Raw genomic sequence first — 24,925 nt, forward strand, 5'->3', positions numbered from 1 at the left:
TATGAAAGGGAAGTCCGATGAACGCGCCCGATCCCAAACTGGGTGCTCGAGCAGAACCGGAAACGAAGCAGCTCTATGCAAAGCGCGTTCCGGTTTTTCCGCGCAAGATTGACGGTGCATTTCGCCGCTTCAAATGGGCGGTCATGGCGTTCTGCCTGATCGTTTATTGGGGCACGCCCTGGCTGCGGTGGGATCGCGGGCCGTTTGCCCCGCATCAGGCGGTTCTCATCGATCTGGCGCATCGGCGCTTCTATATGTTCGCCATCGAGATCTGGCCGCAGGAATTCTATTTCGTAGCGGGCTTGCTGATCATGGCGGGGATCGGACTGTTCCTCGTGACATCGGTCGTCGGGCGTGCGTGGTGTGGCTATGCCTGCCCGCAGACGGTCTGGACCGACCTTTACCAGCATGTCGATCGCCTCATCGACGGTGACCGCAATGCCCAGATGAAATTGCAGAACGCCCCGTGGAATGCCGAGAAGATCGGCAAGCGGGCGCTCAAGTGGTCGATCTATCTGCTGATCGCGTTCATGACCGGCGGCGCGTGGATCTTCTATTTCGACGATGCACCCTCGCTGCATCACGCCTTCTGGAACGGGACCGCACCGGGCATCGCTTATGCGACGGTCGGCGTCCTGACTTTCACGACTTTCGCGCTGGGCGGTTTCATGCGCGAGCAGGTGTGCATCTACATGTGCCCCTGGCCCCGTATCCAGGGTGCCATGCTCGACGAAAAATCGCTGATCGTCACCTACAAGCATTGGCGCGGCGAACCGCGCGGCTCGCTCAAGGCGTCGCAAAAGCGCGTCGAGGAAGGGCTTCCGCCGCTCGGTGACTGCATCGACTGCAAACAGTGCGAGGCGGTCTGCCCGACCGGCATCGACATTCGCCACGGCGCACAGCTTGCCTGCATCACCTGCGGCCTGTGCATCGACGCATGCGACAGCGCCATGGCCCAGATCGGGCGTCCGCGTGGGCTGATCGATTATTGCACCTTGGAAGATGCCGAACGCGAATCGCACGGTGAAGCTGATACACCCATTCTCAAGACGATCTTCCGTCCGCGCACTCTGATCTATTTCAGCGCCTGGGCCGCGATCGGCGTCGGTCTGCTGTTCATGCTGGGTACGCGCAGCCGTCTGGCGCTCAGCGTCGCGAAGGATCGCAACCCTGAATATGTGCAGCTTTCCAACGGATCAATCCGCAACGCCTTCACGATCAAGGTTCGCAACATGGAGGATCGTCCGCGCCCGGTGGTGCTCGGATTTTCCGGGGTTCCGGGAGCCAAGATCTATTCGGACGACATGGAAGCCTCGGCTGCTCGCGGCGATCTGCCGATGACCGTCGCGGCCGACACAACCCGGCGCCTGCGCATCTATGTCGAGGCGCCCAAGGGCACGCAGCCGGCAGCTGTTTTGTTCGATCTTAAGGCGAACGATCAGGAAGGCGGGCATGACGAATCCCGCACCACGTTCACAACGGCTGAAGGAAACGGCCAATGACACGCGAGACTCTGGCCCAGCAGAGCCGCCAAGCAGAACAGACTCCCGGCGCGCGCCGGGGGTTCCGTTTCACCGGATGGCACATGCTGACCATTCTGGTGGTCTTTTTCGGCATCGTCATCGCGGTCAACGTGGTGATGGCGCGCTTTGCCATTTCGACGTTCGGCGGCGAAGTGGTCGAGAATTCCTATGTCGCCAGCCAGCATTTCAACAGCTGGCTCGATGAGGCGAAGGCCGAACGTGACCTCGGCTGGAACGCGGGTATCCACCAGAACGGCAAGCAGCTCGAAGTGTCGGTGATCGACAGCCACGGCAAGCCGCTCGGCGGGGCAAAAGTGACTGCCCATGTCATGCATCCGCTCGGCCTCGAAGCCGATCGCGACTTGACGTTCACCGAACAGCGTCCGGGTACTTACGTCGCGCCGCTCAATCCGGGACGTTGGCAGGTTCATGTTGATGTCGTTGCCGACGGCCATCGCTGGCGCACGGTCAGCGAGCTTGCGGGCGGGACGGGGTCCTGATGGCAAGCGTCGCTCAGGGAACGGACGGGACCGGCGGCGATCTGGCACACAGCATGTTGGCGGTGCCCGCCATGCATTGCGCAGCATGCATTTCCAAAGTTGAAGGCGCGCTCTGCAAGCTCGACGGCGTGGAAAGCGCGCGGGTCAATCTGACCGCGCGCCAGGTCGAAGTGGTTCACGGGCCTTCGGTTTCGGTGCCCGATTTTATTGCTGCCCTCGCGCTCGTCGGTTACGAGGCGCAGCCTCGGTATCAGGGTGAGGAAGTCGCCTCGGCGGTAAAGCCGCTGCTCGGACCGCTGGCGGTTGCGGCCTTTGCCTGCATGAACGTGATGCTGCTGTCGGTGTCGGTCTGGTCGGGGGCGGACGGTTCGACGCGGACGCTGTTCCACTGGCTGTCGGCCGGGATCGGCGTTCCGGCCATTCTCTATTCCGGTCGGCCGTTCTTTTCCTCGGCGGTGCGGGCTCTGCGCCATTTCACTACCAACATGGACGTTCCGATCTCGATCGGCGTGCTGCTGGCGACGTGCCTTTCGTTTTACGAGACGGTCACCGGCGGCGCCGAAGCCTGGTTCGACGGAACGCTCATGCTGCTCCTGTTCCTTCTCGCGGGACGGGCTCTGGATGCGATGATGCGCGACCGGGCCCGGGCGGGTGTGGACGCACTGCTGCGGCAGGCGCCGGGCGGAGCGATGATCGTGGCGAGCGACGGAACCACCGGCTGGGTGGCTTCGGACGGCTTGCGTCCGGGCATGGTCATGCGCGTCGCGGCGGGCGAACGCCTTGCCGCCGATGGCGTGATCGTTGCCGGGCGCAGCCGGTTCGACCAGTCGCTGCTGACCGGTGAAAGTGCGCCGGTGCATCTTGGTGCCCATATGGTGCCGGACGAGATCGCCGGCGACGACATGGTGGGGAGCGTGTCTCCGGCTGCGGCTTTCGTGCTTGCCGGGACGCTCAATCTTGAAAATCCGGTCGATGTGCGGGCGACCGCGACCGGGACCAATACCGCGCTGGCCGAGATCGCACGCCTTATGGAAGCGGCGGGGCAGGGACGATCGACCTATGTGCGGATCGCCGATCGCGCCTCGCGGCTCTATGCCCCGGTGGTGCACACGCTGGCGGGCCTGAGCTTTGCCGGATGGATGCTGGCAGGCGCCGGGATCTACAAGTCGCTGGTCATTGCCATTTCGGTCCTCATCATCACTTGTCCTTGTGCTCTTGGCCTTGCGGTTCCCGTGGCTCAGGTCGTTGCGGCCGGGGCTCTGCTGAAGCGCGGCATTCTGGTGAAGGACGGTTCGGCACTCGAACGGCTCGCCGACGTCAATCGCGCGCTCCTCGACAAGACCGGGACGCTGACGATGGGGCGGCCGGTTCCCGATCCGGCGAGCATTGCCGCATTCGATGATGAGACCGCCGCCGTTGCGCTCGGTCTTGCCAGTCACAGCCGCCATCCCCTGTCGCTGGGGCTCGCCCGCGCGCTCGCCGCACGCGGGGTCCATGCCGCAGACCTGACCGATGTTGTCGAAGTCAGCGGGCGCGGGCTTGAAGGCCGCTGGAACGGCGTTCCGGTTTCGCTCGGACGGCCGCGCGGTGGCGAAGGCATGGCAACCGCGCTCTCCATCGGCAACGCCCCGGTCCGCCTTGTTCGTTTCGCCGATCGTCTGCGCCCGGATTACCGTCAGGCACTTGATGGATTGCAGGCGATGGGGATCGAATGTTCGATCCTGTCCGGGGACAGCATCGGCGCTGTCGCCGAAGTCGCGCGCGAGACCGGCCTGACGGCGCAGGGCGCGGCGCTTCCGGCCGACAAGCAGGAAGCGATCACCCGGCTTCAGGGCGCAGGGCAACGCGTGCTGATGGTCGGCGACGGGCTCAATGACGGGCCCGCGCTTGCTGCGGCCAATGCCTCGATCGCGCCGGGTACGGCAAGCGACGTTGGGCTGCAGGCGGCGGATTTCGTCTTTACCGGGGATTCGCTGCTCGCGCTGCCTCGTGCGGTCGCGGTTGCGCGGAGCACGATGCGGGTGGTCCGGCAGAATTTCGTGATGGCGATCGGATATAACCTTCTTGCCGTTCCGCTGGCCGTTGCCGGGCTCGTCACGCCGCTTTTTGCAGCCGCTGCGATGAGCACCTCGTCCTTGCTGGTCATCGGCAATTCGTTGCGCCTGGCGCGGGGCCCCAGGGATCGTGCGCAGAAGGGGAAGGCGGCATGACCTCGATCGCCTTTCTCATTCCCATCGCGCTCGGCATGGGCCTGTTCGGGCTGGCATCGTTCTTCTGGGCGTTGAAGCGCGGACAGTTCAACGATCTCGACGGTGCGGCGGCGCGCATCCTGATCGATGACGATGGTCCCGAGATCGATCTCGACAAGAAGGGTGAACATCGTGGTGGAGGCAAGGGCGCATGAACCTCATCCACCCTCGGTTAGTATCTCTTCTCTCTCGAAAGTTTTGCCATAGCGCAATGTCGGGGAGCCGATACGCGGATAGTTTCAGGGGCGAAGGGGGTAAACCGGATGTCGCCTGAACATTTCGCAGACTGGATCTATTACCCCGAACTGCTGGCCCAGCCCGTACCTCGGTACACGAGCTATCCGACTGCCGCAGAATTCGGTGACGGCGATTTCTCCGCCAACCAGCGGGAGACGCTTGCCGGTCTTTCCGGCGACGTTTCGCTGTACCTGCATATTCCTTATTGCAAGGACATCTGCTGGTACTGTGGTTGCAACACGGGGGCGGCCAATCGCACGCACCGGCTTGCGGCCTATCTCGATGCGCTGCACGAGGAAATCGAACTGGTTGCCGGGATGCTCGGTCCCCAGGTGCGGGTGACGCGGATTGCTTTTGGCGGGGGAAGCCCCAATGCGATCTCGCCGACCGATTTCGTTCGTCTCGTCGATGCGCTGCTGGTCAATTTTCGGGTTATCGACCCGGTCTTTTCGATCGAACTTGATCCGCGCAGCCTGACACCGGCCTGGCTCATGGCCATCCGCGGGATCGGCGTGATCAAGGCAAGCATGGGCGTGCAGACCTTCGACCCGCGCGTGCAGGAAGCGATCGGGCGGATCCAGCCGCGCGAAACGATCGCGCAAGGTGTCGAAGGGTTGCGCAAGGCGGGGGTCGAATCGATCAATTTCGACCTGATGTACGGCTTGCCGTTTCAGGACGATGCCATTCTGGCCGACACGCTGGATCAGGCGACGGCCATGGGGGCCGATCGCATCGCCTTGTTCGGTTACGCGCATGTCCCGCATCTCCTGCCGCGTCAGCAGCGGATCGACGCGTCGCAATTGCCCGATCAGCGGCAGCGTTTCCGCATGGCGGCCGAAGGGTACACGCGCCTCGTCAATGCGGGCTATCAGCCGGTCGGCTTTGATCACTTCGCACTTCCCGGGGACGGCCTCGCACAAGCGGCCGTCAGCGGAAGCCTGCGGCGGAACTTCCAGGGCTTTACCGATGACACCGCGCCGGTCCTGATCGGCCTTGGTGCCAGCTCGATCAGCGAACTGGGCGGTAGTCTGGTCCAGAACGAGAAGAACGCCGGGCGTTACCGCATGCTGGTAGGCGCGGGGCAATTGTCCGGGCGCCGTGGCTTGATCCGAACAGGGGAGGACCGTCGGCGGGCGCGTCTGATCGAGGCCTTGCTCTGCCAGGGTGAAGCACAGGTCGATGCCGATCTTGCCCGTGCGGCCTTTGATCGGCTCGAACCGTTCCGGGAACGCGGACTGATCCGCTGGGACGGGGATCGGCTGGTTCTTGAACGCGGCAGTGAACCTTATGCACGCTCGATCGCGGCAGTGTTCGACGCCTATCGCCAGGTATCGCGGCAATTCAGCTCGGCGGTCTGAGCATCGATCGTTCCTGATCGGAAGACCTCATGAGAGCCTGCAACGGGATGACCCGTTGCAGGCCTTTCCCTTCCTGCCCGCGGCGAAATCATGATCGATGTCGGGGATTTCGAGCAGGAAATAAGTATGCGGCACATAGGGTGACGGCTGCACAAGAGAGCGTTGCAGGCTAGTTTCCCGCGATCGTAATCGCAGGAACAGAGCCATGAAGCCCATCGAAACCATCATGCGTACCGCTCCGGTCATCCCGGTATTGGTGATCGAGGATGTGGAGCATGCCGTTCCGGTGGCGACTGCGCTTGTTGCCGGGGGCTTGCGCGTTCTGGAAGTCACTTTGCGCACGCCTGCAGGGCTCGAAGCCATCCGCGCTATGAAGGGTGTTGAAGGGGCCATCGTCGGCGCCGGGACCGTTACCAATCCCGACGAGCTCAAGGCGTCGATCGATGCGGGTGCCGAATTCATCGTTTCCCCCGGCCTGACGCCGCGCCTTGGCGAAGCGGCGATTGCCTCGGGCATTCCCTTCCTTCCGGGGACGGCCAATGCCGCCGACATCATGCTGGGGCTCGATCTTGGCCTTTCGCATTTCAAGTTCTTCCCGGCGGCAACGTCCGGCGGGCTTCCCGCGCTCAAGGCACTGGCGGGGCCGTTCCACACCGCGAAATTCTGCCCGACAGGCGGCGTTACCCAGGCAAGTGCAAGTGACTGGCTGGCCTTCGATCCCGTGCTGTGCGTGGGAGGCAGCTGGCTGGTAGCCAAGGGGGAGCCCGATGTCGTCGCGATCGAGGCGGCTGCGCGGGCAGCGGCGACATTGGCTCGCTGACGTAGGGGCATTGTGGCAAAGAGGGGATCCCGTCCGGATTCGGGCGGCAGGCGCGGACAATCCCGCAAGGGACGTTCGGCAAACGGGGAGAAGCAGGCGATGAAGACGGTTGGAGCCTTGCGGGAGAGGTTGCAGCGTCTCCACGAACGGACGGCCGAAACGCCGCTGTTCAATCCGGTGTTCCAGTTGAGCCACGATCTGTCGCGGCTGCTGGAAGGAGGTTCGCTCGATCTCGACGATATCGAGCGGCTGGTCGCCGAACTCGAATGCGAGGCTTTGCAAAGCCGGGCCGCGCGGCTTCGGCGGTTGGTCGCGCCGACCGATCCAGAGGATAACCTTGCCCGGATTACCGCTCTTCTCAACGAAGAGGACGGCTTTTCGGAATTCCGCAAGCGTTGGGAACGGCCGCTGCTTCACGCCGTTTTTACCGCGCATCCGACGTTCCTGCTGACACCGGGCGATGCTGATGCGGTTGCCGATGCTGCATTGGCCGACGATCCGATGGCAGCGACGGTCTGCTCGGTTTCGGGTTCGGGGCCGAAGATCACTCTGGAATTTGAACATGGCGAGGCGCTCGATGCGATCGAACGCGCCGCTGCCGCACGCGACCTGATTTCGGCAAAGCTGCTGGGCCATGCGAGGTCGCGCTGGCCGGGGCGCTGGCTCGATTTCCGCCCGCTGCCGTTCCGTTTCGCCACCTGGGTCGGCTATGACATGGATGGGCGGACTGACATCAGTTGGTCGACCTCGATCCTCTTCCGTCTGCGGGAAAAAGTTCGTCGGCTCGGGACGTATGTCGATCGGCTGGCGGCGATCAATCCGTCGCACGGCGTTCTCGAAACTCTCGTCGCCGGGCGGGATCAGGCTGCGGCGATGGCCGAGTTGCTGTCCCAACCCCTGACCGATCCCGAAGTGCTCTCGGCGGTCGCTAACCGCCTGACGGCAGATGATCCGGCAAAGCTGCTGAGCCTCAAGCCGATCATTGCCGCGCTCGACGATGATGCCCATGCGGCGACGGGAGACGCGGCGATTGCCTATGCGACGCTCGCTTCGGCCATGCGCGCCGATGGACTGGGCATGGGCTGGATTCACTTCCGGGTGAACTCGTCCCAGCTTCACAACGCCTTGCGCCGCCGGATCGATCCCGACGATACGCTCGATTTGGGCAGTCGCGGTGCCTTGTCGCGCCTTCGCGAAGTGCTGGCAGAGGCAAAGCCCCTGCGCGTCAATTTCGGGGCGCTTGCCATCGAGACGTCGACCGCGATGCGGCAGTTCCTCGTCATGGCGCAGATCCTGCATCACGTCGACGCCGACGCGCCGATCCGCATGCTGATCGCCGAATGCGAACAGCCGCAGACGGTGCTGGCCGCGCTCTATTTCGCGCGCCTGTTCGGTGTCGAGGACAAGGTCGACGTGTCCCCGCTGTTCGAGACCGAGACGGCGCTCGAACATGGCGGACGTTTCCTCGAAGCCTTGCTCGCCGAGCCTGCCTATCGCGAATATGCGCGAGTGCGCGGGCGCGTGTCGATCCAGACGGGCTTTTCGGATGCCGGGCGCTTCCTCGGGCAGATCCCGGCGGCGCTGGCGATCGAGCGTCTGCAGGGGCGGCTGGCCGATGCCATGCGCAATCACGGGCTGACCGATGTCGCGGCGCTGATTTTCAACACCCATGGCGAGAGCATGGGGCGTGGGGCCCATCCCTCGGGCTTCGTCGATCGTCTGACCTGGCCGCTCAGCCGCTGGGCGCGTCATCGGTTCGCCCGTGCGGAAATCACCATCGAACCCGAAGCCAGTTTTCAGGGCGGGGACGGCTATCTCTTTTTCCGCAATGACGACCTGGCCTTGGCGACGCTGACCCGGATTGCCGAAGCCGAGGCGCAGCTTGGCGGCGAATACCAGAACGATCCGTTCTACGACCGGACCGATCTCAGCCTCGATTTCTACCGCTCGATCCGGCGCGTGCAGCGCGAGCATCTGCAAAGCGCGACGTATTCGCGCGCGGTCACGGCCTTTGGCCTCGGCATGCTCAAGAGCACCGGCAGTCGCGTGTCGCGGCGTCAGTCGGACATCAATGCCGACCGGTCGATGAGCTTGCGGCAGATCCGCGCGATCCCGCACAACGCGATCCTGCAACAGATCGGCTATGCAGTGAACGTGATCGCCGGGGCCGGGACGGCTGCGGGGGACGAGATCGAGGCGATCGCCGAACTTCTGGCCCATTCGGAACGCGGACGGCAACTCGTCCGCCTGCTGCGCACAGCCAACGGGCTTGCCTCGATCAAGACAGTGGGCGCGTTCGGAGAACTGTTCAATTCGGCCTATTGGGCCAGCCGTCCCTATCGCGGCACTGAGACCCAGCTTGAACACGGTTGCGTCGGGCTGGCAGAATATCTGACCAAGGACGACAGGGCAGGGGTGTTCCGTCGTCTGGCTTCGCGCCTGCGGGTCGACTGGATGAAGCTGCACCGGCTCATGGCGATGTTGCCGGGGCTTGCCACCGATCGCGATCCGCTGGCCGATGAACAGCGGCGGACGATCGGCCTGTTGCAAGCGGTGCGCCTGACGCTGCTCATGCACATGTTCCTTCGCGCGGTCGAAGTTCCGGTGTTCTCGCGCGCCAACGATGTCAGCCGCGAAGACGTGCTGGAAATGGTGCTGTCCCTGCGGGTCGATGATGCGCTGGCGCAATTGCGGCGCGCCTATCCGGTGATCGAACCCCGCATCGGCGATTTCCAACTCGACGAGCCGACCGATTACCCGGACCGCGATGCGGAGGATTACAGCGCGATCCGCGCGCGCTTCATCGATCCGATCGATCGATCCCACGCATTGAACCTGCGGATTGCGGTGGCCATCGCCAATCACTTTGGCGCACACGGTTAAACCTGCCCTGCGGGATCGCACGAGGCGGGACGAAAGGTGCTTGCGCTGTCCGGGGTGACCGATAAAGGATCACCCCGATACGGCTGCATCAGTCAGAAACGGCCGACCGACGGGTGAGAATGTCGTGACAGGAACCTGCCGCCCCGTATCGAGGCGGTCTGCGGCCTTTTGAGGAGCGGCATGGAAAAATACGATCTCGTCGTCATCGGCAGTGGTCCGGCCGGGCGCCGCGCGGCAGTGCAGGCCGCCAAGCTCGGCAAGCGGGTTCTGGTGATCGAGGGACGGCAAAGAGTGGGCGGCGTGTCGGTGCATACCGGTACCATTCCGTCCAAGACCTTGCGCGAAACCGCTCTCAATCTTTCCGGCTGGCGCGAGCGGGGGTTCTATGGCGATTCCTATCGCGTCAAGCAGGACATCGACGGCGGGGACTTGTCCATCCGCCTTGCCAAGACGCTCGAGCACGAAGTGAACGTGCTGGAGCACCAGTTCCACCGCAACCAGATCCAGACGATGACCGGCGTGGCTCGCTTCGGCGGCCCCAATGAACTTATCGTGCTTCGCGCCGACGGCAGCGAAGTCAATGTCGAGGGCGAGCGGATCCTGATCGCCGTCGGGACCGTTCCGCACCGCCCGGCCAACATTCCCTTTGACGATGTCAGCGTGATCGACAGCGATCGCGTCGTCGAAATGCCGCGTGTCCCACGCAGCCTGACCGTCGTCGGAGCCGGGGTCATCGGCATCGAATATGCGACGATCTTTTCCGCGCTCGACGTGCCGGTCACGCTGGTCGAACCGCGAGACCGTTTTCTGGAATTCATCGACCGCGAGATCATCGACGAATTCATCCATGAATTGCGCGATCGCGGCATGGTCGTTCGCATGGGTGTCGCTGTCGAGAAAGTCGAAAAGGGCGAAGACGGCTGGGTCACGACGACTCTGGCCGACGGGCGCTCGATCCGGACCGAAATGCTGCTCTATGCGGCCGGGCGCTCGGGCGCGACGGCAACGCTCGATCTTGAAAAGTGTGGTCTTTCGGTCGACAAACGCGGGCGGATCGCAGTTGATCCGGCCACCTGCCAGACCGCCGTGCCGCATATCTATGCCGCCGGTGACGTCATCGGCTTCCCCAGCCTTGCCTCCACGTCGATGGAACAGGGGCGAATCGCGGCCTGTCATGCTTTCGACCTGCCGTTGCCGCCAGCGCCGCACTATTTCCCCTATGGGATCTATTCGGTGCCGGAAATCTCGACCGTCGGCATGACCGAAGAGGAAGTGAAGTCGCGCGGCATCCACTATGAAGTGGGGATCGCCCGTCTTCGCGAAACCTCGCGCGGGCATATCATGGGCCTCAATTCGGGTGTCATGAAGCTGATCTTCTCGCTCAAGACCCGTCGCCTGCTTGGTGCGCATATCATGGGCGAAGGGGCGACCGAACTGGTTCACATCGGTCAGGCGGTGCTCAATCTCAAAGGCACGCTCGATTTCTTTATCGAGAACACCTTCAATTTCCCGACTCTCGCCGAAGCGTACAAGATCGCCGCGCTCGATGCCTGGAACCGGATGCCGAAATAACGGGGATCAGCATCTATCTATCCATGAAACACCGGATTTCACGAATGCCTATAGAGGCTTGCGTGCCTCTATGGCGCATTCGTCAATGTCCCAGGTTTCATCGTGGAATCTGCTTTTTTCTTCCACGGCATTGAACATGTTGATGCCTGAATCCCCGAAAGTGCACCTTCGGATATCGACGAACCCGACCTTTTCGAGTTCGCTGAAAATTGACTTTTCATCCCACATCCACAGATGGGCGGAATTGCCCATGAATTCGCGGATCGCTCCCTTTGCGCTCTGCGCGCGGGTCTCCTTCCCGAGAAGGCAAGAGCGCAGGAAATCAGGAGCGGCTGACGAATCGTGATCGGCATCGCCGATGTATTTTTTTGCCCGCCCAAGAAGATCGGGGACGATGAGGCGAAAGACCCCTCCGGGGGCAAGCATGGTATAGGTATTGGTGATCGCGGTTCTGAAGTCGTTGAGACTCAAATGCTCAAGGACATGCGATGCATAGGCTCCTCTGGCAGTCCCTGGCGCAACAAGGGGGCCTTTCCTGATATCTCCAAATTTTACGCTATCAGGAAAACGGGCGGAGTTTCCCGAAAAAATGGATGAGATCAGATTTCCGATTGCCGGAATTCTTTCGATCCATAGAGTCGGTGAAGCATCGAAATTAAGCCAACCTTCTCCGGCGGAGAAACCGCATCCGTATTGCACAAAAACCATGACTGCACCTCACGCTGCATTCATTCCAGTGCGACCGTAAGGTAAGGTTATAATATTATTTCATAATATTATTCGGAATGTAATTGACTGATTAACACGAGTTTTAATTGCTGTCAATTTTCATTTCTTTTTCGATTTCAAACACGATATTTGTTTTTATACAAATGGTTATGGGACTATGCGCGGGTTCAGCGCATGCAATCGTGTTGATCGCTGGTTCGACTGGCTTTCCCGGCAGGAAGGCCGGCACGTGGTCCGCGCTTCCAGGGGGCGCCAGCCTTGCTTCTCGCCGACTGCGTCTGCTGCGGGAATCGCATTGCCATGCCGCGCGGATCGTCTCCGCGCAGTTTCCCGCAAGGGTCATCAGATGTATTGGCGGCTTAAGGTGGGTTAGCCAATGAACATGCGCCCGTGGCGGACCGGCCGCTGCGGCGCGTTGAAGATGGCACCCGCAGAAAGGCGGCTGCCGCGCACGACCAGCAGGATCAGGTCCCCGGCCTCGATCCGCACGTCTTCGCCGGGATGCTGGATCGACTGACCGCCTTCGCGGTCGATCTGGACGATGAAGAAAGCGCCGTTCCCGCGCCGCTCCGCCTCGCCGACGGTAAGGCCGGTCAGGGCGCCGCGTTCACCGGCCGTCACGACTTCGAGATCGAGGCCGAAGTCGTTGAGGTTGCGTTTGACCGCACCGATTTCGAGCGTGTCGCCCAGAACGCTTTCGGTCGCGGGGAAAAGGATCAATTCGGTAATCCGTTCCGCGCCGATGTGCGTGGGCAGCACGACTTTGTCGGCGCCGGCATGGAACAGTTTGCTTTCGGTCGAGGGCGCTTCGCCACGCGCGATGATCTGCACCTTCGGATTGAGATTGCGGGCCGAGAGCGTGATGAAGACATTGGCGGCATCGTCGGGAAGAACGGTCGCCAGGACGCGCGCCCGCTCGATGCCGGCAGCTTTCAACGTTTCTTCGTGCGTCGCTTCGCCGACCAGAGTGAGGAAGCCTGCCGCGCGCGCTTCGTCCGCCTTGCCCGGATCGCGTTCGATGATGAGGAAGGGGTGGCGCGCATCGGTCAGCGCCTTGGCGAGCTGCACGCCGATGCGGCCAAAGCCGCAAACGATGGCATGGGTGTCGAGCCGTTCGATTTCGGTCTGCATACGATCAAGTCCCAGAAGGCGACGGAACTGGAAAAGCGTGAATACCTGCACCAAGGCACCGGTCAGCACGATCATGCCGGTACATCCGAGCACGATCGTCATGGTGGTCCACACGCGCAGGAAAGTCGTGTCGATCGGCCGGACTTCGCCATAGCCGACCGAATAGATGGTCAGCAGCACCATGTAGGCCGCGTCGCTGAGCGGCCAGCCGGCAATGACATATCCGATCGTGGAGGCGATGAAAACGATCGTCACATAGACGACGGTGCCGGACAGAAGCTTGATCGGCGAGGCAAGAACGCCGCCGGTTCCCTGTGTCGAACCGACATAGGCCGCACTCGGATACTTTGGTTCCTGCGTTGGTGGTTGGCTTGCCATGAAATCCCCGTCCGACGCCGGGTGTGGCGCAGGGCCTGTCGCTTGTCCAGCGTCGAGGCGTCATTCTCCCCTCAGGGCGATTTCGCAGGCGATTTTAACCGTATGGGGAGAGGCATGACCGCCGTGGGCCCCAAGAAAAAAGGGGCGTCACCAGTCCGGTTCCGCCCCTTTTCGATCGGTCTGGCCCAAGGGCCGAAAGTGCTTACTTGGGGGAGAGCACCATCAGCATCTGGCGGCCTTCCATGCGTGGGAACGCTTCGACCTTCGCGATTTCCGCGACATCGTCCTGCACGCGGCGCAGGAGGTTCATCCCCAACTGCTGGTGCGAGAGTTCGCGACCACGGAAGCGCAGGGTGACTTTCACCTTGTCGCCTTCTTCAATGAAGCGGTGCACGTTGCGCAGCTTCACGTCATAGTCGTGGTCGTCGATGTTCGGACGCATCTTGATCTCCTTGATCTCCTGCGTCCGTTGGGTCTTGCGTGCGGCATTGGCCTTTTTCTGCGCCTCGTATCGGTACTTGCCGACGTCGAGGAACTTGCACACCGGCGGATCGGCATTGGGCGATACCTCGACGAGGTCGAGTCCGACCTCTGCGGCCTGCTCGATCGCTTCGCGAGTATACATGATGCCGAGGTTTTCGCCTTCCTCATCGATCACACGCACCTTGGGCGTGTTGATCATGTGGTTGTAGCGAGGCCCGCTCTTGACTGGGGGCGCCATCATGCGCCGGGGTGGGGGAGCTATTTTCAGGTCTCCTGTTGTGGAACTTATAGGCGGCAAATTGATCGCACGCTCATATCATATCGCGGCGACAGTTAAAGGGCCAAGAGAAACTCGGTGCAATTGGATGCTCCGATCGCACGGCGGGGTGAAAATATCCCGAATTTTTCGGCTCGTACCTGCTCAGGCGGTCTCTTTCCAAACGGGAAAACGGGCTACGCGCGTGCCTGCCGGGACCAGTGCGTCGATGCTGCGGGCGGGGTGCATGGCGGCAAGGATCGCCGGATCGGCCGCGTCGAGTCCCCCGGTCAAGGTCCCGAAAGCCGGGAGAATCAAGCGGGTATCGCTGGCAACGACGCAAGGGCGCCGGATCGCACGACCTCTTTGCACGATGCGCAGGCGGGGATGGAAGTGCCCCGAGAGTTCTCCCCGAGTCTCTCCCGCACGCGCTTCGTGGCGCAGGACCATGCCCGCAAGGTCGAGTTCCTCGACATGGGTGCCCGGGATCGTCGGGGCAGCCGGATCGTGCACACCCTTTTCATCGTGATTCCCGGTTATCCACACCCAGTCGGTCGCCCGAGTGAGCGTGGCGAGCATCCCGGCGGTATGTGGGTCGAGTCGCGCAGGCCCCGCCGCATCGTGGAAATTGTCCCCGAGGCAAAAGACCCGCCGCGCTCCCGTCAAGCGGAGGGCATGGGCCAGCCGTTCCAGCGTTTCCCGGCTGTCATAGGGGGGAAGCATCTGTCCATGGCGGGCAAAGTGGCTCGCCTTTTCGAGATGGAGGTCGGCGACCAGGAGGGCCTGTTCTTCTGTCCAATAGACGGCACGCGCAGTTTCGTTCCCGGTGCCGAGGGCCAATTCGTGCCCGCGAAAGGAAAATGATGCGAACGGAACGGGAACCATCGCTTGCCCTTGCCGCAGGGCGCCAAGCTTGGCAAGGCCGGGCCGAAACATCGAGGACAGGATGACCGAGACGATCCCTCAAGCTGACTGGACCGACGCGACCGCGCGTGCGCGGGTCTGGTTCGAATCCCTGCGCGATCGCATCTGCGCCGCATTCGAAGCGATCGAACGCGAAGCAGGCAGCGATGCGTGCTTTACCTATACGCCGTGGAATCGCGAGCATGCCGGGGAACCCGTCGAAAACGGCGGCGGCGGGGTACAGGGCCTGATGAAAGGCAAGGTCTTCGAGAAAGTCGGAGTCAATGTCTCGACCGTCGGCGGGGTGTTCAGCCCCGAATTCGCCCGGACCATCAATGGAGCGGATCCGGAAAACCCGACCTTTACCGCCACCGGCATCAGCCTGGTCGCGCACATGGCCAATCCGCATGTCCCGGCCGTGCATATGAACACCCGGTTCCTGACCACGCGCAAGGCGTGGTTCGGCGGCGGCGGCGATCTCAATCCGCCGATCCCCTATGACGAGGATACCGCCGAGTTCCATGCCGCGTTCAAGGCTGCCTGCGACGCGCATGACGAGGGCTATTATCCCCGGTTCAAGGCGTGGGCCGACGACTATTTCTATATTCCCCATCGCCGTGTCCACCGCGGGGTCGGGGGGATTTTCTACGATCATCTCGAATGCCCGGACATGGACGGGTTCGAAGCCAACTTCGCCTTTACCCGCGATGTCGGTGAAGCCTTTCTCGACGTGTTCCCCCGTCTGGTCCGTCGCCGCATGGGGATGCCGTTCACCGAAGCGGAAAAGCACCAGCAACTCGTCTGGCGCGGGCGTTATGCCGAATTCAATCTGGTCTACGATCGCGGCACGCTGTTCGGGCTCAAGACCGGCGGCAATATCGACGCGATCCTGATGAGCCTGCCGCCCGAAGCGATCTGGGCCTGAAAGGGAGCGATATGGCGATTTCCCATGATCCGGCCAACGCGTCTCTGGCGCACGGTTTCCATGCGGTCGCGCCCGGCGATCTGGCTGCGGTCGTCACCGCGCTCGAAATGCGTGAGCCGCCCGAATATGTGCGGCGGTTACAACCCGAGCCCGACGTGCCTTTGCAGATGGTGCGTTGGACCGACTGTGAAGCCGAACGCTATCGCTTGCTCTATCGCCGCATCGGTGCGCCGTGGCTGTGGTGGTCGCGCCTCGCGCTCGAGGATGCGGCGCTTGAGGCGATCATTCACGATCCGGCTGTCGAGCTTTATGCGGTGATCGACCGCGCGCGTGTCGAAATCGGCATGCTCGAACTCGATTTCCGTACCGAAGGTGCCTGTGAAATCGCCTTTTTCGGGTTCGTCCCCAAGGCGACAGGCAACGGCTTTGGCAAATGGTTGATGCGGCGGGCATTGCAGCGGGCATGGCGGGACGGGATCGAGCGGGTCTGGGTCCATACCTGCACGCTCGACGATCCGCGCGCAGTGGCCTTTTACCGCGCGCAAGGCTTCGAGCCCAAGGCGCGCTTTGTCGAAGTGTTCCGCGATCCGCGTGCCGCCGGCCTGTTGCCCGCGGACATGGGGGCGCTTCACCCGTTGATCGTGGACTGATCCGACGGGCCTCCCAGACGGGAGGCGACTACCGCGACAAGTGCGGCGCCTGCCACGGGCATCAGGTTGAGATGCAGGGGCAGGGCCGCCGCGCGCGTCGCCAATGGAGCGAACCACAAGAGGACCAGCGCGATCTTTTCGAACGGGCGCCAACCACGCATCCGGGCATCGGTGAGCACCCATGCGACCGGCTGGATCAGGAACGGAAAGTCGTAACTGAACAGATAGGGTGAGGCGATTGCCGTCGTTGCCAGCATGAGGGCGCCGGTCCCGGCATCGGCCCCACGGCGCCGGGTCACGCGCCAGAGCAGCCCGGCGCAGGCCAGCGTGATCGCGGCCTGCCCGACCATCGGGACAAGGCCCGGTCCGGCCAGAACGCGCAGCGCAGCATAGGGTGTTGCCATGCGCAGGAAGAACTCCCCGCCCGTCTGGGCCATCAGCACTTCGCTGACCCGGAAGCTGTCGGGCCATGCCGCCCATGTTCCCGGGCCGAAGACCGCGAGAGAAAGGCCGCAGAGCATCAGGGCGGAAGCTGCTCCGGCTCCCAGTGCGCGCCACCGCCGTCCGGCCAAGAGCCAGAGCGGAACCAGCAGGGCAAGGTGCGGCTTGATGACAAGAGCGCCGAACAGAGCCCCGGCCAGCATTTCGGATCGGGCGAGGGCGAGCACACCGCCCACCAGCAGGGCGCCGGTGACAAAACCGTTCTGCGCATGGCTTGCGGCGAGATAGGCGCCGGGGAAAGCGAGGACGACCAGCGGGTCTTTGGGCAGGAGCTGCCGGCAGACGAGAAACCACACGACCCAACCCGCGGCAGCCCATGCGAGCCATGCCGACGGATAGGACAAAAAGCCGAGCGGCGCGGTCAGGAAAAGGTAAGGCGGCGGATTGACATAGGCGACCATCTGTCCGGTGTGGCTTGCCATCTGGGCTGCATGTTCGGCGACAAGGTCATAGGCACGCCACGGCGTCCCCCGCAGCACCAGTCGCCCCGCGCCCCAGAAGGCGAGAAAGTCGCTGCCCACGCGGCCGGTCGCTTCGCCGAAGACGCGGGCCAGCATGGGAAGGTAAGCCAGGAGGACGAAGACCGCGAAGACCCGCGAACGGGGGCGGTCGGGCCATGCATTGGCTCGCAGTGCCGCGATCAGGCCTGTGGTGGGCGAGGAGGACGCGGTTTTGTCCCCATCGCCGAGGTCGTCCGCCCGATGGCGTGCCATGCCTGTTGTCCGCCCGAACATGACCGAGGGTTAACCATGAAATAATGAAGGAAAGGTATTCGCCGGGCGCCTTTTCCCTTGCTCTCGGCAAGGCGCTCGGCCCATCTTGGGGCCATCATGCTGCGCCAGTACGAACTTGTCGAACGTGTTCTCTCTTATGCCCCCGATGCGGATGAGGCGATGCTCAACCGCGCCTATGTCTATACCGTGCAGAAACACGGGACGCAGAAACGGGCGAGCGGCGACCCCTATTTTTCCCATCCGGTAGAAGTCGCCGGGTTGATGACCGAGCTCAAGCTCGATCAGGAAACCATCATGACCGCGCTGCTCCACGACACGGTCGAGGACACGCTGGCAACGACCGAGGAAATCGAACGCCTGTTCGGCGCCAATGTCGCCCGGCTGGTCGACGGGGTAACCAAGCTTTCCAAGATCGAGACGATGACGGAAAGCGAGCGCGCGGCGGAAAACCTGCGCAAGTTCCTGCTGGCGATGAGCGAGGACTTGCGCGTCCTCCTGGTCAAGCTCGCGGACCGGTTGCACAACATGCGGACGCTGCATTTCATCCGCAGCGAGGACAAGCGTCGGCGCATCGCGCGCGAGACGATGGAAATCTATGCCCCGCTCGCCCAGCGGGTCGGCATGTACGAATACATGCGCGAGATGCAGATGCTCTCGTTCCAGCAACTCGAGCCGGAAGCCTATGCGACGATCACCGGACGGCTCGAAGCGATCCGGACCGAGGGCGAGGGCGAAGTCGATACCATCGCGCTGGCGTTCAAGCAGGCGCTTGCCGGAGCAGGCCTGAGCATCGAAGTCGCAGGCCGCGAAAAGCACCCCTATTCGATCTGGAAGAAGATGGCCGAGCGGCATGTCTCGTTCGAACAGATCACCGATATCATGGCGTTCCGCGTGCTGACCGATACGGTCGAGGACTGCTATGCGGCGCTGGGTGTCCTGCACCAGACCTGGCAGATGATCCCCGGGCGGTTCAAGGACTATATCTCCACGCCGAAGATGAACGGCTATCGCAGCCTGCATACTTCATTGATCTATTCCAATGCGATGCGCGTCGAAGTTCAGATCAAGACACGGGAAATGCACCAAACCAACGAATACGGTCTGGCTGCGCATTGGGCCTACAAGCAGGGGGGCACGCAACCCGACGCGCAAGTCGGCTGGCTGCGCGACCTTATCGAAATTCTCGACGCCAGCAGCGATGCCGAAGAACTGCTCGAAAACACGAAGATGGCGATGTACCAGGATCGCATCTTCGCTTTCACACCCAAGGGTTCGCTGTTTCAGCTGCCCAAGGGGGCGACGCCGATCGACTTTGCCTTTGCCGTTCATACTGATCTGGGGGCGGCGGCCGTCGGGGCGAAGATCAACGGGCGTCACGTTCCCTTGCGCACGCCGCTCGTCAATGGCGACGTGGTCGAAATCATCAAGAGCCGGACGTCCGAGCCGCAGCTTTCGTGGTTGTCCTTTGCCGTGACGGGCAAGGCACGCGCAGCGATCCGTCGCGCCGTGCGCCAAAAGGAACGCGCCGAGATCGCCGCAATCGGGCGCAAGCTCTATGACGAGATCGTTGAGCGCCTGCCTTCGAACATCGGCAAAAAGGCTCTGGCCGAAGCGGTCAAGCGGTTGAAGCTGGGCAGCGAGGAAGACCTCATGGTCGCCATCGGACAAGCACGGCTCGATGATCGGCAGGTCATGGAGGCACTCATGCCGGGCAGTGCCGCGCACATGCCCGAAGCCGAGGATTGGCCCAAGCAGAAGCGCGCGATCGCGGTGCGCGGGTTGACGCCGGGCATGGCGTTCAAGCTGGCCGAATGCTGCCACCCGGTTCCGGGCGACCGCATCGTCGGTCTGCGTCGCCCCGGCATGGGGGTGGAGGTTCACTCGATCGATTGTCTCGAACTGGCGAACGGCGTCGACGCGGACTGGATCGACCTGTCATGGGATGCGCGCACGGACGGCGCGATCGGTCGCCTGCGTGCCGAGCTTTACAACCGCCCCGGCACTCTGGCGGAAATGGCGGGGATCTTTGCCAAGAACCACGCCAATGTCGTCAATCTGGAAATGACGCAGCGCGAAAATCCGTTCCACACCTATGTCATCGACCTGGAAGTGCGCGACCTTGCCCACCTGACCCGCATCATCAGCGCATTGCGGGCCAGTGACGCGATCGCGCAGGCCGATCGGATATGATCCCTGCCTGAAAAGTGTCTGGCCTAAAACCCGAGGGTAACGTCAACCATGTCGCCCTCGGACAGGGCTTCGGCCTTGCGGATCTTGGCGCTCACCGGAATGGCCCAGCCGGTGTCGCGCAAGGGGAAGGCGGACGTATCCCATTGGCTTTCGCCGATTTGGATGCGCACCTTGATCGCGCCGAAGCCCCGTCTGCGCCCCAGTTCCAGCCGTTGCATCAATGCATGGGCGGACAGCGCTTCATCGACGGGGGAGGGCACAGTGATGAAGTGCCAGCTCCCCTGGCTTTCATTCTGCCAGCGCCAGAGCGGCGTGGTGAAATGGTGGACTTCTCCGGTCATGGCGCGCGTCGGATCGGAACCGGCACGTTGCAGGCATCGACGCCGCCAGCAGGTTTCACGAAAAAGCGGTCGCGGCGATTGGCCCGGGCGTCGGCATAGCGGGCAAACGTCGGGCCGGTGGTGGCAAGCGCCTGATAGGTCGGAAGGCCGGTCACGTCGGTGCCGTTGCGGATCGACAGAATCGGAACCCGTTCGCCTGGTGTTGCATAGAACCCGATCGGACCAGTCCCGCGCGGAAGGCTGGAAAGCCACTCGATCCCCTCGATCACGCGGCCGACAAGGGCGATGTTGCGGTCAAGCTGACGTGGAGCCTGCCCGATGACGGCATAGAGTTCGGCGCCGCTGCCTGTGTCGGGCGGATTGTCGCGGCCGACGCCGACCATGCCATAGCAATGGAGCGGCCATGCATGATCCTTGTCGAGCCCCATCGGCCAGCCGCCGATGATCCGCGTTTCGGGGGCATAGGCATCGGCCCCGAACGACGGAGCGGATTCGATTCCGGCAGGCAGGGCAAAGCGCGGCGTGACGTAGGCGCCCTCGCTGTTTTCCAAAAGACCGGAGGGCACGGGCTTCGCCTTGGCCTTGTCATCGCCTTCGGGATCACCCCATTGCACGACGTAATTGTCCTGCAGCCGGTTGATGCTCATCCCGTCCCACCAGTGCGCGGCGGCGAGCTTGCGGATATTGCCGATCCAGCCTTGCGCAAAGGGCGCAGGCAACAACTGGATCACCACGCGCCGTGCATGTCCCGCTGTATCGGGTGCCAGATCCATGACCAGAAGATCAGACGGCGCGATCGCCACCCATTCCCCGGCCGCGGCACTCGCTACGATGTCGGGCGGCGTCAACGGCCCGTCAGTCCCCTTCGTGGCCGCAAAGGTCTCTCCCGAAAACCCCACCAAGGCGCTCAAACCGACCGACAAAAGCGCCACGCGCCACGAACGATGCGAAAAAATGCTCATACCCCCACCATGCCAGTGCACATGCCCTTGCGAAACCCCCACCTTCCCGCTAGGGCGCTGCCTCTTCCAGTGCATGCGGAGCGGTGGCCGAGTGGTCGAAGGCGCTCGCCTGGAAAGTGAGTATACGTCAAAAGCGTATCGAGGGTTCGAATCCCTCCCGCTCCGCCATTTACCATCGCCAAGTGATGCAACACCTTGCTAAAGTGCAATATTTTGAGGTGTTGGCAGGTCATTCTCGCCCAATCACAACCTTGGATATCCAACTGATACCACGCAATTGGGGGTAAAGGTGGGGGTAGCTTTTCTGATATGGGGTTTCGACCGTGCCCACGGCGGCATGCCCACAGTACCCGATTCCAGATACTGACCGGTAGAGGCAGCAAGAACTCTCCCGTTGGTTTTCCAGCCATTCCATGGGTGCGGGGGGCATCCCGCGGGGGCCCAATCGCAGGTAACGCACCACCTTGATAGAGTTCTGGCGGCTAGACTTGGTTCCCGTCTGCAGGTTGCTCCCGAAGGGCCTCGTACAGTTGTCCCGGGCCGAGGAGAATGTCCTTAAGCCCATCTCTAACCAATGAGCTATTGAGTGCCTGTGTACTCATGGCTCCATGGGCAGTCAGGGCATCCATGACCGCATTCATGATTTCATTGGCCAATGCAGGTGAAGCGGCAAACTGGGATTTGGAATTGTTCCGCGCCTGAACGCGCAACACCTCCGACTCCAGCAATTTCCCCTTGATGACATTGTTTACATAGATGAGTTGGTCCCCATCTGTCAGGTCGCCTTCGAACAGGTCGTTCACCTTGGCGATGATCTCGGCCAGCAAGGCCTTTTCTTTGTCCTGCACAGCGCCGCTGCCCGGACCTGTGATGGGGGCCAGTGGCGTCTTCTCACCGCCTGTCACGCTGATGTTGCGCTTTCCCAGGTCCTTTAGCGTGTGGTGCGTCAGACGTACGCCTGACAGATCCACGCCGTCGCGCTCACGGCCGAACTCCAGCAACGGGATCAGGCGCTTATAGAACATGAAGCGCTTTTCGATCTCGGTGCTGTGAAAGTCGATGATCTGCGACAGGAACATGTAGAGGCTCACGAAAGCCTGCATGTCGTTCTTGAACAGCAACAGGACGTTGACTTCGTCCTTGGCATCGTTGGCCGCCTTGGGCTTGTCGTTGGCCAGCGCGTCCTTCCAGCGCGAAAAGGCGTCCTTGTATTGGATGAGCAGGCGCTGGGCGACTGGTTCCAACGCGCCATGCAGTTGGCCCTGTGTGGCGCTCGGGTCGAGTTCAACCCGAACCAGTCGATCAACCTCATGGTTGTCATAGTGGCCCGAGGCATCGAGTTTGGCGCGCAGGTCGAAGATGAGGTTCGGATCTGTGGTAGCCGCGATCTCGGCTGTGTCGTAGTAGGTGCGGAAGGCCTCCAGCACCTCTTCGGAACTGTTCACGAAATCGAGGATATAGGTCGTGTCCTTGCCCGGATAGGCACGATTGAGGCGCGAAAGAGTCTGAACCGCCTGAATGCCCGCCAGCCGCCGGTCGACATACATGCCGCACAGCAAGGGCTGGTCAAAGCCGGTCTGGAACTTGTTGGCCACCAGCAGGATCTTGGCGTCTTCATCGGTGAAGGCCTCGCGGATGTCACGCCCCTTCAGCGTCGGGTTCAGCTTGGCGCTGGTTTCCGTCAGCGGTTCGTCATCATCACCCTCTGGATTATCCACCTCGCCCGAGAAGGCCACCATCGTCGCCATGCGATAGCCCTGTGACTTGATGTAGCGGTCAATCGCCTGCTGCCAGCGCACCGCCTCGATGCGGCTGGCCAGCACCACCATGGCCTTGGCTTTGCCATCCAGCAGCGGCCCCACGTTTTCGCGGAAATGCTCGACGACGATCTGCACCTTTTGCGCGATGTTGTAGGGATGCAGGCGCACCCAGCGCATGATCCCCTTCATCGCGGCGCTCTTCTCGACCTCGCGCTCGTCCCACTCCTCGCCATTATTGGCCAGTTTGAAGGCCAGCTTGTAGGGCGTGTAGTTCTTCAGCACGTCGAGGATGAAGCCCTCCTCGATGGCCTGTCGCATGGAATAGACATGGAAGGGCACGGGCTTGTTCGTCTCGCTGGCCGCCATGTCGGGATTGGGGCGGCGGCCGAACAATTCCATCGTCTTGGTCTTGGGCGTGGCGGTAAAGGCCACATAGGTCACGCCATCCTTGGCCGCGCGCGCCGCCATCTGGGCTGTCAGCAGGTCCTCGCTGCTGATTTCACCGCCATCGGTGATCTCGTCGATCTCTTCGGGCGTCAGCACCGCCTTCAGTTTTGCGGCAGTCTCCCCCGCTTGGCTGCTGTGGGCCTCGTCCGCGATGACGGCGAACTTCTTGCCATCGGTGGCGGCGCGCTCACGCACGGCCTCCAGAGCGAAGGGGAAGGTCTGCATGGTGCAGACGATGATCTTCTTGCCGCTGTCCAGCGCCTCGGCCAGCGCGGCGCTCTTGCTGCCGCTGTCGCTGGTAACGGTGGCAACCACGCCCTTGGTGCGCTCGAACTCGAACAGGGCGTCCTGCAACTGGGCGTCGATCACGTTGCGATCCGACACGACGATGACGCTGGAGAAGATCTTGGCGTCAGCTGCGTCATGCAGGTCGGCAAGGAAGTGGGCTGCCCATGCGATGGAGTTGGTCTTGCCCGACCCTGCGCTGTGCTGGATCAGGAAGCGGCCGCCGGCGCCCTCCGCGCGGATCTGCGCCCTCAGCTTTCGGGTGGCGTCCAACTGGTGATAGCGGGGGAAGATGATGCCGCTGATCTGCTTCTTCCTGTCGCGTTTGGCGATCATGTAGCGGCCGAGGATCTCAAGCCAGCTATCGCGCTGCCAGATCTCGCGCCAGAGATAGGCGGTGGAATGGCCCGTGCCATCGGCTGGATTGCCCGCGCCACCATTGTTGCCACGATTGAAGGGCAGAAAACGGGTTGGCCCGCCTTCGAGCTTTGTGGTCATCATCACATCGCGATTGCTCACCGCGAAATGGACCAAGGCGCCGGTGGCAAAGCTGAGCAGCGGCTCCCCCTTGGGCGTGCGGTCAAACTTGTATTGGTCCATGGCATCGCCCACCGACTGGGTGAAGTCGGTCTTCAACTCCACCGTGGCAACCGGAATGCCATTGAGGAACAGCACAAGGTCGATGCAATTCTCGTTGGCCTTGGAATAGCGGACCTGCCGCACCACACGCAGGCGGTTGGCCTGATAGCGGGCTACGATGTCAGGGTTCATGCCCGAGGCAGGCGCGAATTGGGCAAGGCTGACCAACCCCTTTACCCCGATCAACTCGACGCCATAGCGCAGCACATCGAGCGTGCCACGGTCCTGCAGCGACTTGCGGATGCGGTCGCACAAGACATCCAGTGCAGCGCCCCCATGGGCTTTGCCCAGCGCCTCCCACACCTGCGGCTGGCTTGCCGCAATCCAGCTTTGAAGGTCTTCTGCAAACATCGCCCTGGCGCGATCATAACGCGTTGCCGCGCCCGCTTCATACAACCAGCCCGCCGCTGCCAGTTCGGCGCAGATTTCGTCCTCGAAGCGGTTTTCCTTGTGCAGGCTCATGGGCGAT

19 protein-coding genes and 1 tRNA gene are annotated in these 24,925 nt (G+C 62.4%); 12 read left to right on the plus strand and 8 right to left on the minus strand.

The window, feature by feature from the left end:
- Positions 1 to 17 precede the first annotated feature (17 nt).
- The 8 genes from ccoG to sthA all read left to right on the plus strand — a co-directional run bounded on the left by ccoG (position 18) and on the right by sthA (position 11,142).
- A complete protein-coding gene (ccoG, locus tag Y88_RS01470; protein WP_008065523.1) occupies positions 18 to 1,502 on the plus strand; it encodes a cytochrome c oxidase accessory protein CcoG in 1,485 nt (494 codons plus the stop codon).
- Positions 1,499 to 2,023 carry a FixH family protein gene (locus Y88_RS01475; protein WP_008065524.1) on the plus strand — a complete coding sequence of 175 codons (525 nt, stop codon included), beginning with the start codon at positions 1,499 to 1,501 and terminating at the stop codon, positions 2,021 to 2,023. The genes ccoG and Y88_RS01475 overlap by 4 nt, the downstream gene beginning before the upstream one ends.
- Positions 2,023 to 4,233 (plus strand): heavy metal translocating P-type ATPase, encoded by a 2,211-nt coding sequence (locus Y88_RS01480; RefSeq protein WP_008065525.1) that lies wholly within the window; start codon positions 2,023 to 2,025, stop codon positions 4,231 to 4,233. Before Y88_RS01475 ends, Y88_RS01480 begins: the two co-directional genes overlap by 1 nt.
- Positions 4,230 to 4,427, plus strand: coding sequence for a cbb3-type cytochrome oxidase assembly protein CcoS (gene ccoS / locus Y88_RS01485; RefSeq protein WP_008065526.1), 198 nt, complete (start codon positions 4,230 to 4,232; stop codon positions 4,425 to 4,427). Before Y88_RS01480 ends, ccoS begins: the two co-directional genes overlap by 4 nt.
- Before the next feature lie 108 nt (positions 4,428 to 4,535).
- Positions 4,536 to 5,867, plus strand: coding sequence for an oxygen-independent coproporphyrinogen III oxidase (gene hemN, locus Y88_RS01490; RefSeq protein ID WP_008065527.1), 1,332 nt, complete (start codon positions 4,536 to 4,538; stop codon positions 5,865 to 5,867).
- Between the two features lie 205 nt (positions 5,868 to 6,072).
- Entirely contained in the window at positions 6,073 to 6,687 is a 615-nt protein-coding gene (gene eda, locus Y88_RS01495; protein WP_008065529.1) for a bifunctional 4-hydroxy-2-oxoglutarate aldolase/2-dehydro-3-deoxy-phosphogluconate aldolase, read from the plus strand.
- Positions 6,688 to 6,786: 99 nt separating this feature from the next.
- Positions 6,787 to 9,570 (plus strand): phosphoenolpyruvate carboxylase, encoded by a 2,784-nt coding sequence (locus Y88_RS01500; protein WP_008065540.1) that lies wholly within the window; start codon positions 6,787 to 6,789, stop codon positions 9,568 to 9,570.
- A gap of 180 nt (positions 9,571 to 9,750) precedes the next feature.
- Entirely contained in the window at positions 9,751 to 11,142 is a 1,392-nt protein-coding gene (gene sthA, locus Y88_RS01505) for a Si-specific NAD(P)(+) transhydrogenase (RefSeq protein ID WP_008065542.1), read from the plus strand.
- A gap of 48 nt (positions 11,143 to 11,190) precedes the next feature.
- Here sthA and Y88_RS19470 read toward each other — a convergent pair whose 3' ends face one another.
- The 4 genes from Y88_RS19470 to pdeM all read right to left on the minus strand — a co-directional run bounded on the left by Y88_RS19470 (position 11,191) and on the right by pdeM (position 15,004).
- Positions 11,191 to 11,850 (minus strand): class I SAM-dependent methyltransferase, encoded by a 660-nt coding sequence (locus Y88_RS19470; RefSeq protein ID WP_232280876.1) that lies wholly within the window; start codon positions 11,848 to 11,850, stop codon positions 11,191 to 11,193.
- A gap of 390 nt (positions 11,851 to 12,240) precedes the next feature.
- Positions 12,241 to 13,380, minus strand: a complete 1,140-nt coding sequence (locus tag Y88_RS01515; protein WP_008065546.1) for a potassium channel family protein — start codon at positions 13,378 to 13,380, stop codon at positions 12,241 to 12,243.
- Between the two features lie 202 nt (positions 13,381 to 13,582).
- Positions 13,583 to 14,104 carry a translation initiation factor IF-3 gene (infC, locus tag Y88_RS01520; RefSeq protein WP_026166778.1) on the minus strand — a complete coding sequence of 174 codons (522 nt, stop codon included), beginning with the start codon at positions 14,102 to 14,104 and terminating at the stop codon, positions 13,583 to 13,585.
- 180 nt (positions 14,105 to 14,284) lie between these two features.
- The gene (gene pdeM / locus Y88_RS01525) at positions 14,285 to 15,004 is read right to left on the minus strand and encodes a ligase-associated DNA damage response endonuclease PdeM (protein WP_026166777.1); all 720 of its coding nucleotides are present in this window, start codon (positions 15,002 to 15,004) and stop codon (positions 14,285 to 14,287) included.
- Between the two features lie 61 nt (positions 15,005 to 15,065).
- On the opposite strand from pdeM, the gene hemF reads away from it, so the two are divergent.
- Together hemF and Y88_RS01535 are read left to right on the plus strand one after the other, a co-directional pair.
- Positions 15,066 to 15,947, plus strand: a complete 882-nt coding sequence (gene hemF / locus Y88_RS01530) for an oxygen-dependent coproporphyrinogen oxidase (protein ID WP_008065551.1) — start codon at positions 15,066 to 15,068, stop codon at positions 15,945 to 15,947.
- Positions 15,948 to 15,958: 11 nt separating this feature from the next.
- Complete coding sequence (locus tag Y88_RS01535) at positions 15,959 to 16,597, plus strand: GNAT family N-acetyltransferase (protein WP_008065552.1); 639 nt, start codon at positions 15,959 to 15,961, stop codon at positions 16,595 to 16,597.
- Here Y88_RS01535 and Y88_RS01540 read toward each other — a convergent pair.
- Positions 16,576 to 17,811, minus strand: a complete 1,236-nt coding sequence (locus Y88_RS01540) for a glycosyltransferase family 87 protein (RefSeq protein ID WP_232280877.1) — start codon at positions 17,809 to 17,811, stop codon at positions 16,576 to 16,578. The genes Y88_RS01535 and Y88_RS01540 overlap by 22 nt on opposite strands.
- 117 nt (positions 17,812 to 17,928) lie before the next feature.
- Here Y88_RS01540 and Y88_RS01545 point away from each other — a divergent pair, with 117 nt between their 5' ends.
- Positions 17,929 to 20,022: a RelA/SpoT family protein gene (locus Y88_RS01545; protein WP_008065555.1), complete on the plus strand. Its 2,094-nt coding sequence runs from the start codon at positions 17,929 to 17,931 to the stop codon at positions 20,020 to 20,022.
- Between the two features lie 23 nt (positions 20,023 to 20,045).
- Here Y88_RS01545 and Y88_RS01550 read toward each other — a convergent pair whose 3' ends face one another.
- Positions 20,046 to 20,363, minus strand: a complete 318-nt coding sequence (locus tag Y88_RS01550; protein ID WP_008065556.1) for a DUF1905 domain-containing protein — start codon at positions 20,361 to 20,363, stop codon at positions 20,046 to 20,048.
- Positions 20,360 to 21,325 carry a peptidylprolyl isomerase gene (locus tag Y88_RS01555; RefSeq protein WP_008065557.1) on the minus strand — a complete coding sequence of 322 codons (966 nt, stop codon included), beginning with the start codon at positions 21,323 to 21,325 and terminating at the stop codon, positions 20,360 to 20,362. The genes Y88_RS01550 and Y88_RS01555 overlap by 4 nt, the downstream gene beginning before the upstream one ends.
- A gap of 77 nt (positions 21,326 to 21,402) precedes the next feature.
- On the opposite strand from Y88_RS01555, the gene Y88_RS01560 reads away from it, so the two are divergent.
- Positions 21,403 to 21,493: transfer RNA gene (locus Y88_RS01560), tRNA-Ser, on the plus strand.
- 314 nt (positions 21,494 to 21,807) lie between these two features.
- Here the strand turns inward: Y88_RS01560 and Y88_RS01565 are convergent.
- Positions 21,808 to 24,918, minus strand: a complete 3,111-nt coding sequence (locus Y88_RS01565; protein WP_008065560.1) for a type I restriction endonuclease subunit R — start codon at positions 24,916 to 24,918, stop codon at positions 21,808 to 21,810.
- Positions 24,919 to 24,925: the final 7 nt, after the last annotated feature.

The sequence above is a fragment of the Novosphingobium nitrogenifigens DSM 19370 genome, from assembly GCF_000192575.1.
Classification (GTDB): domain Bacteria; phylum Pseudomonadota; class Alphaproteobacteria; order Sphingomonadales; family Sphingomonadaceae; genus Novosphingobium; species Novosphingobium nitrogenifigens.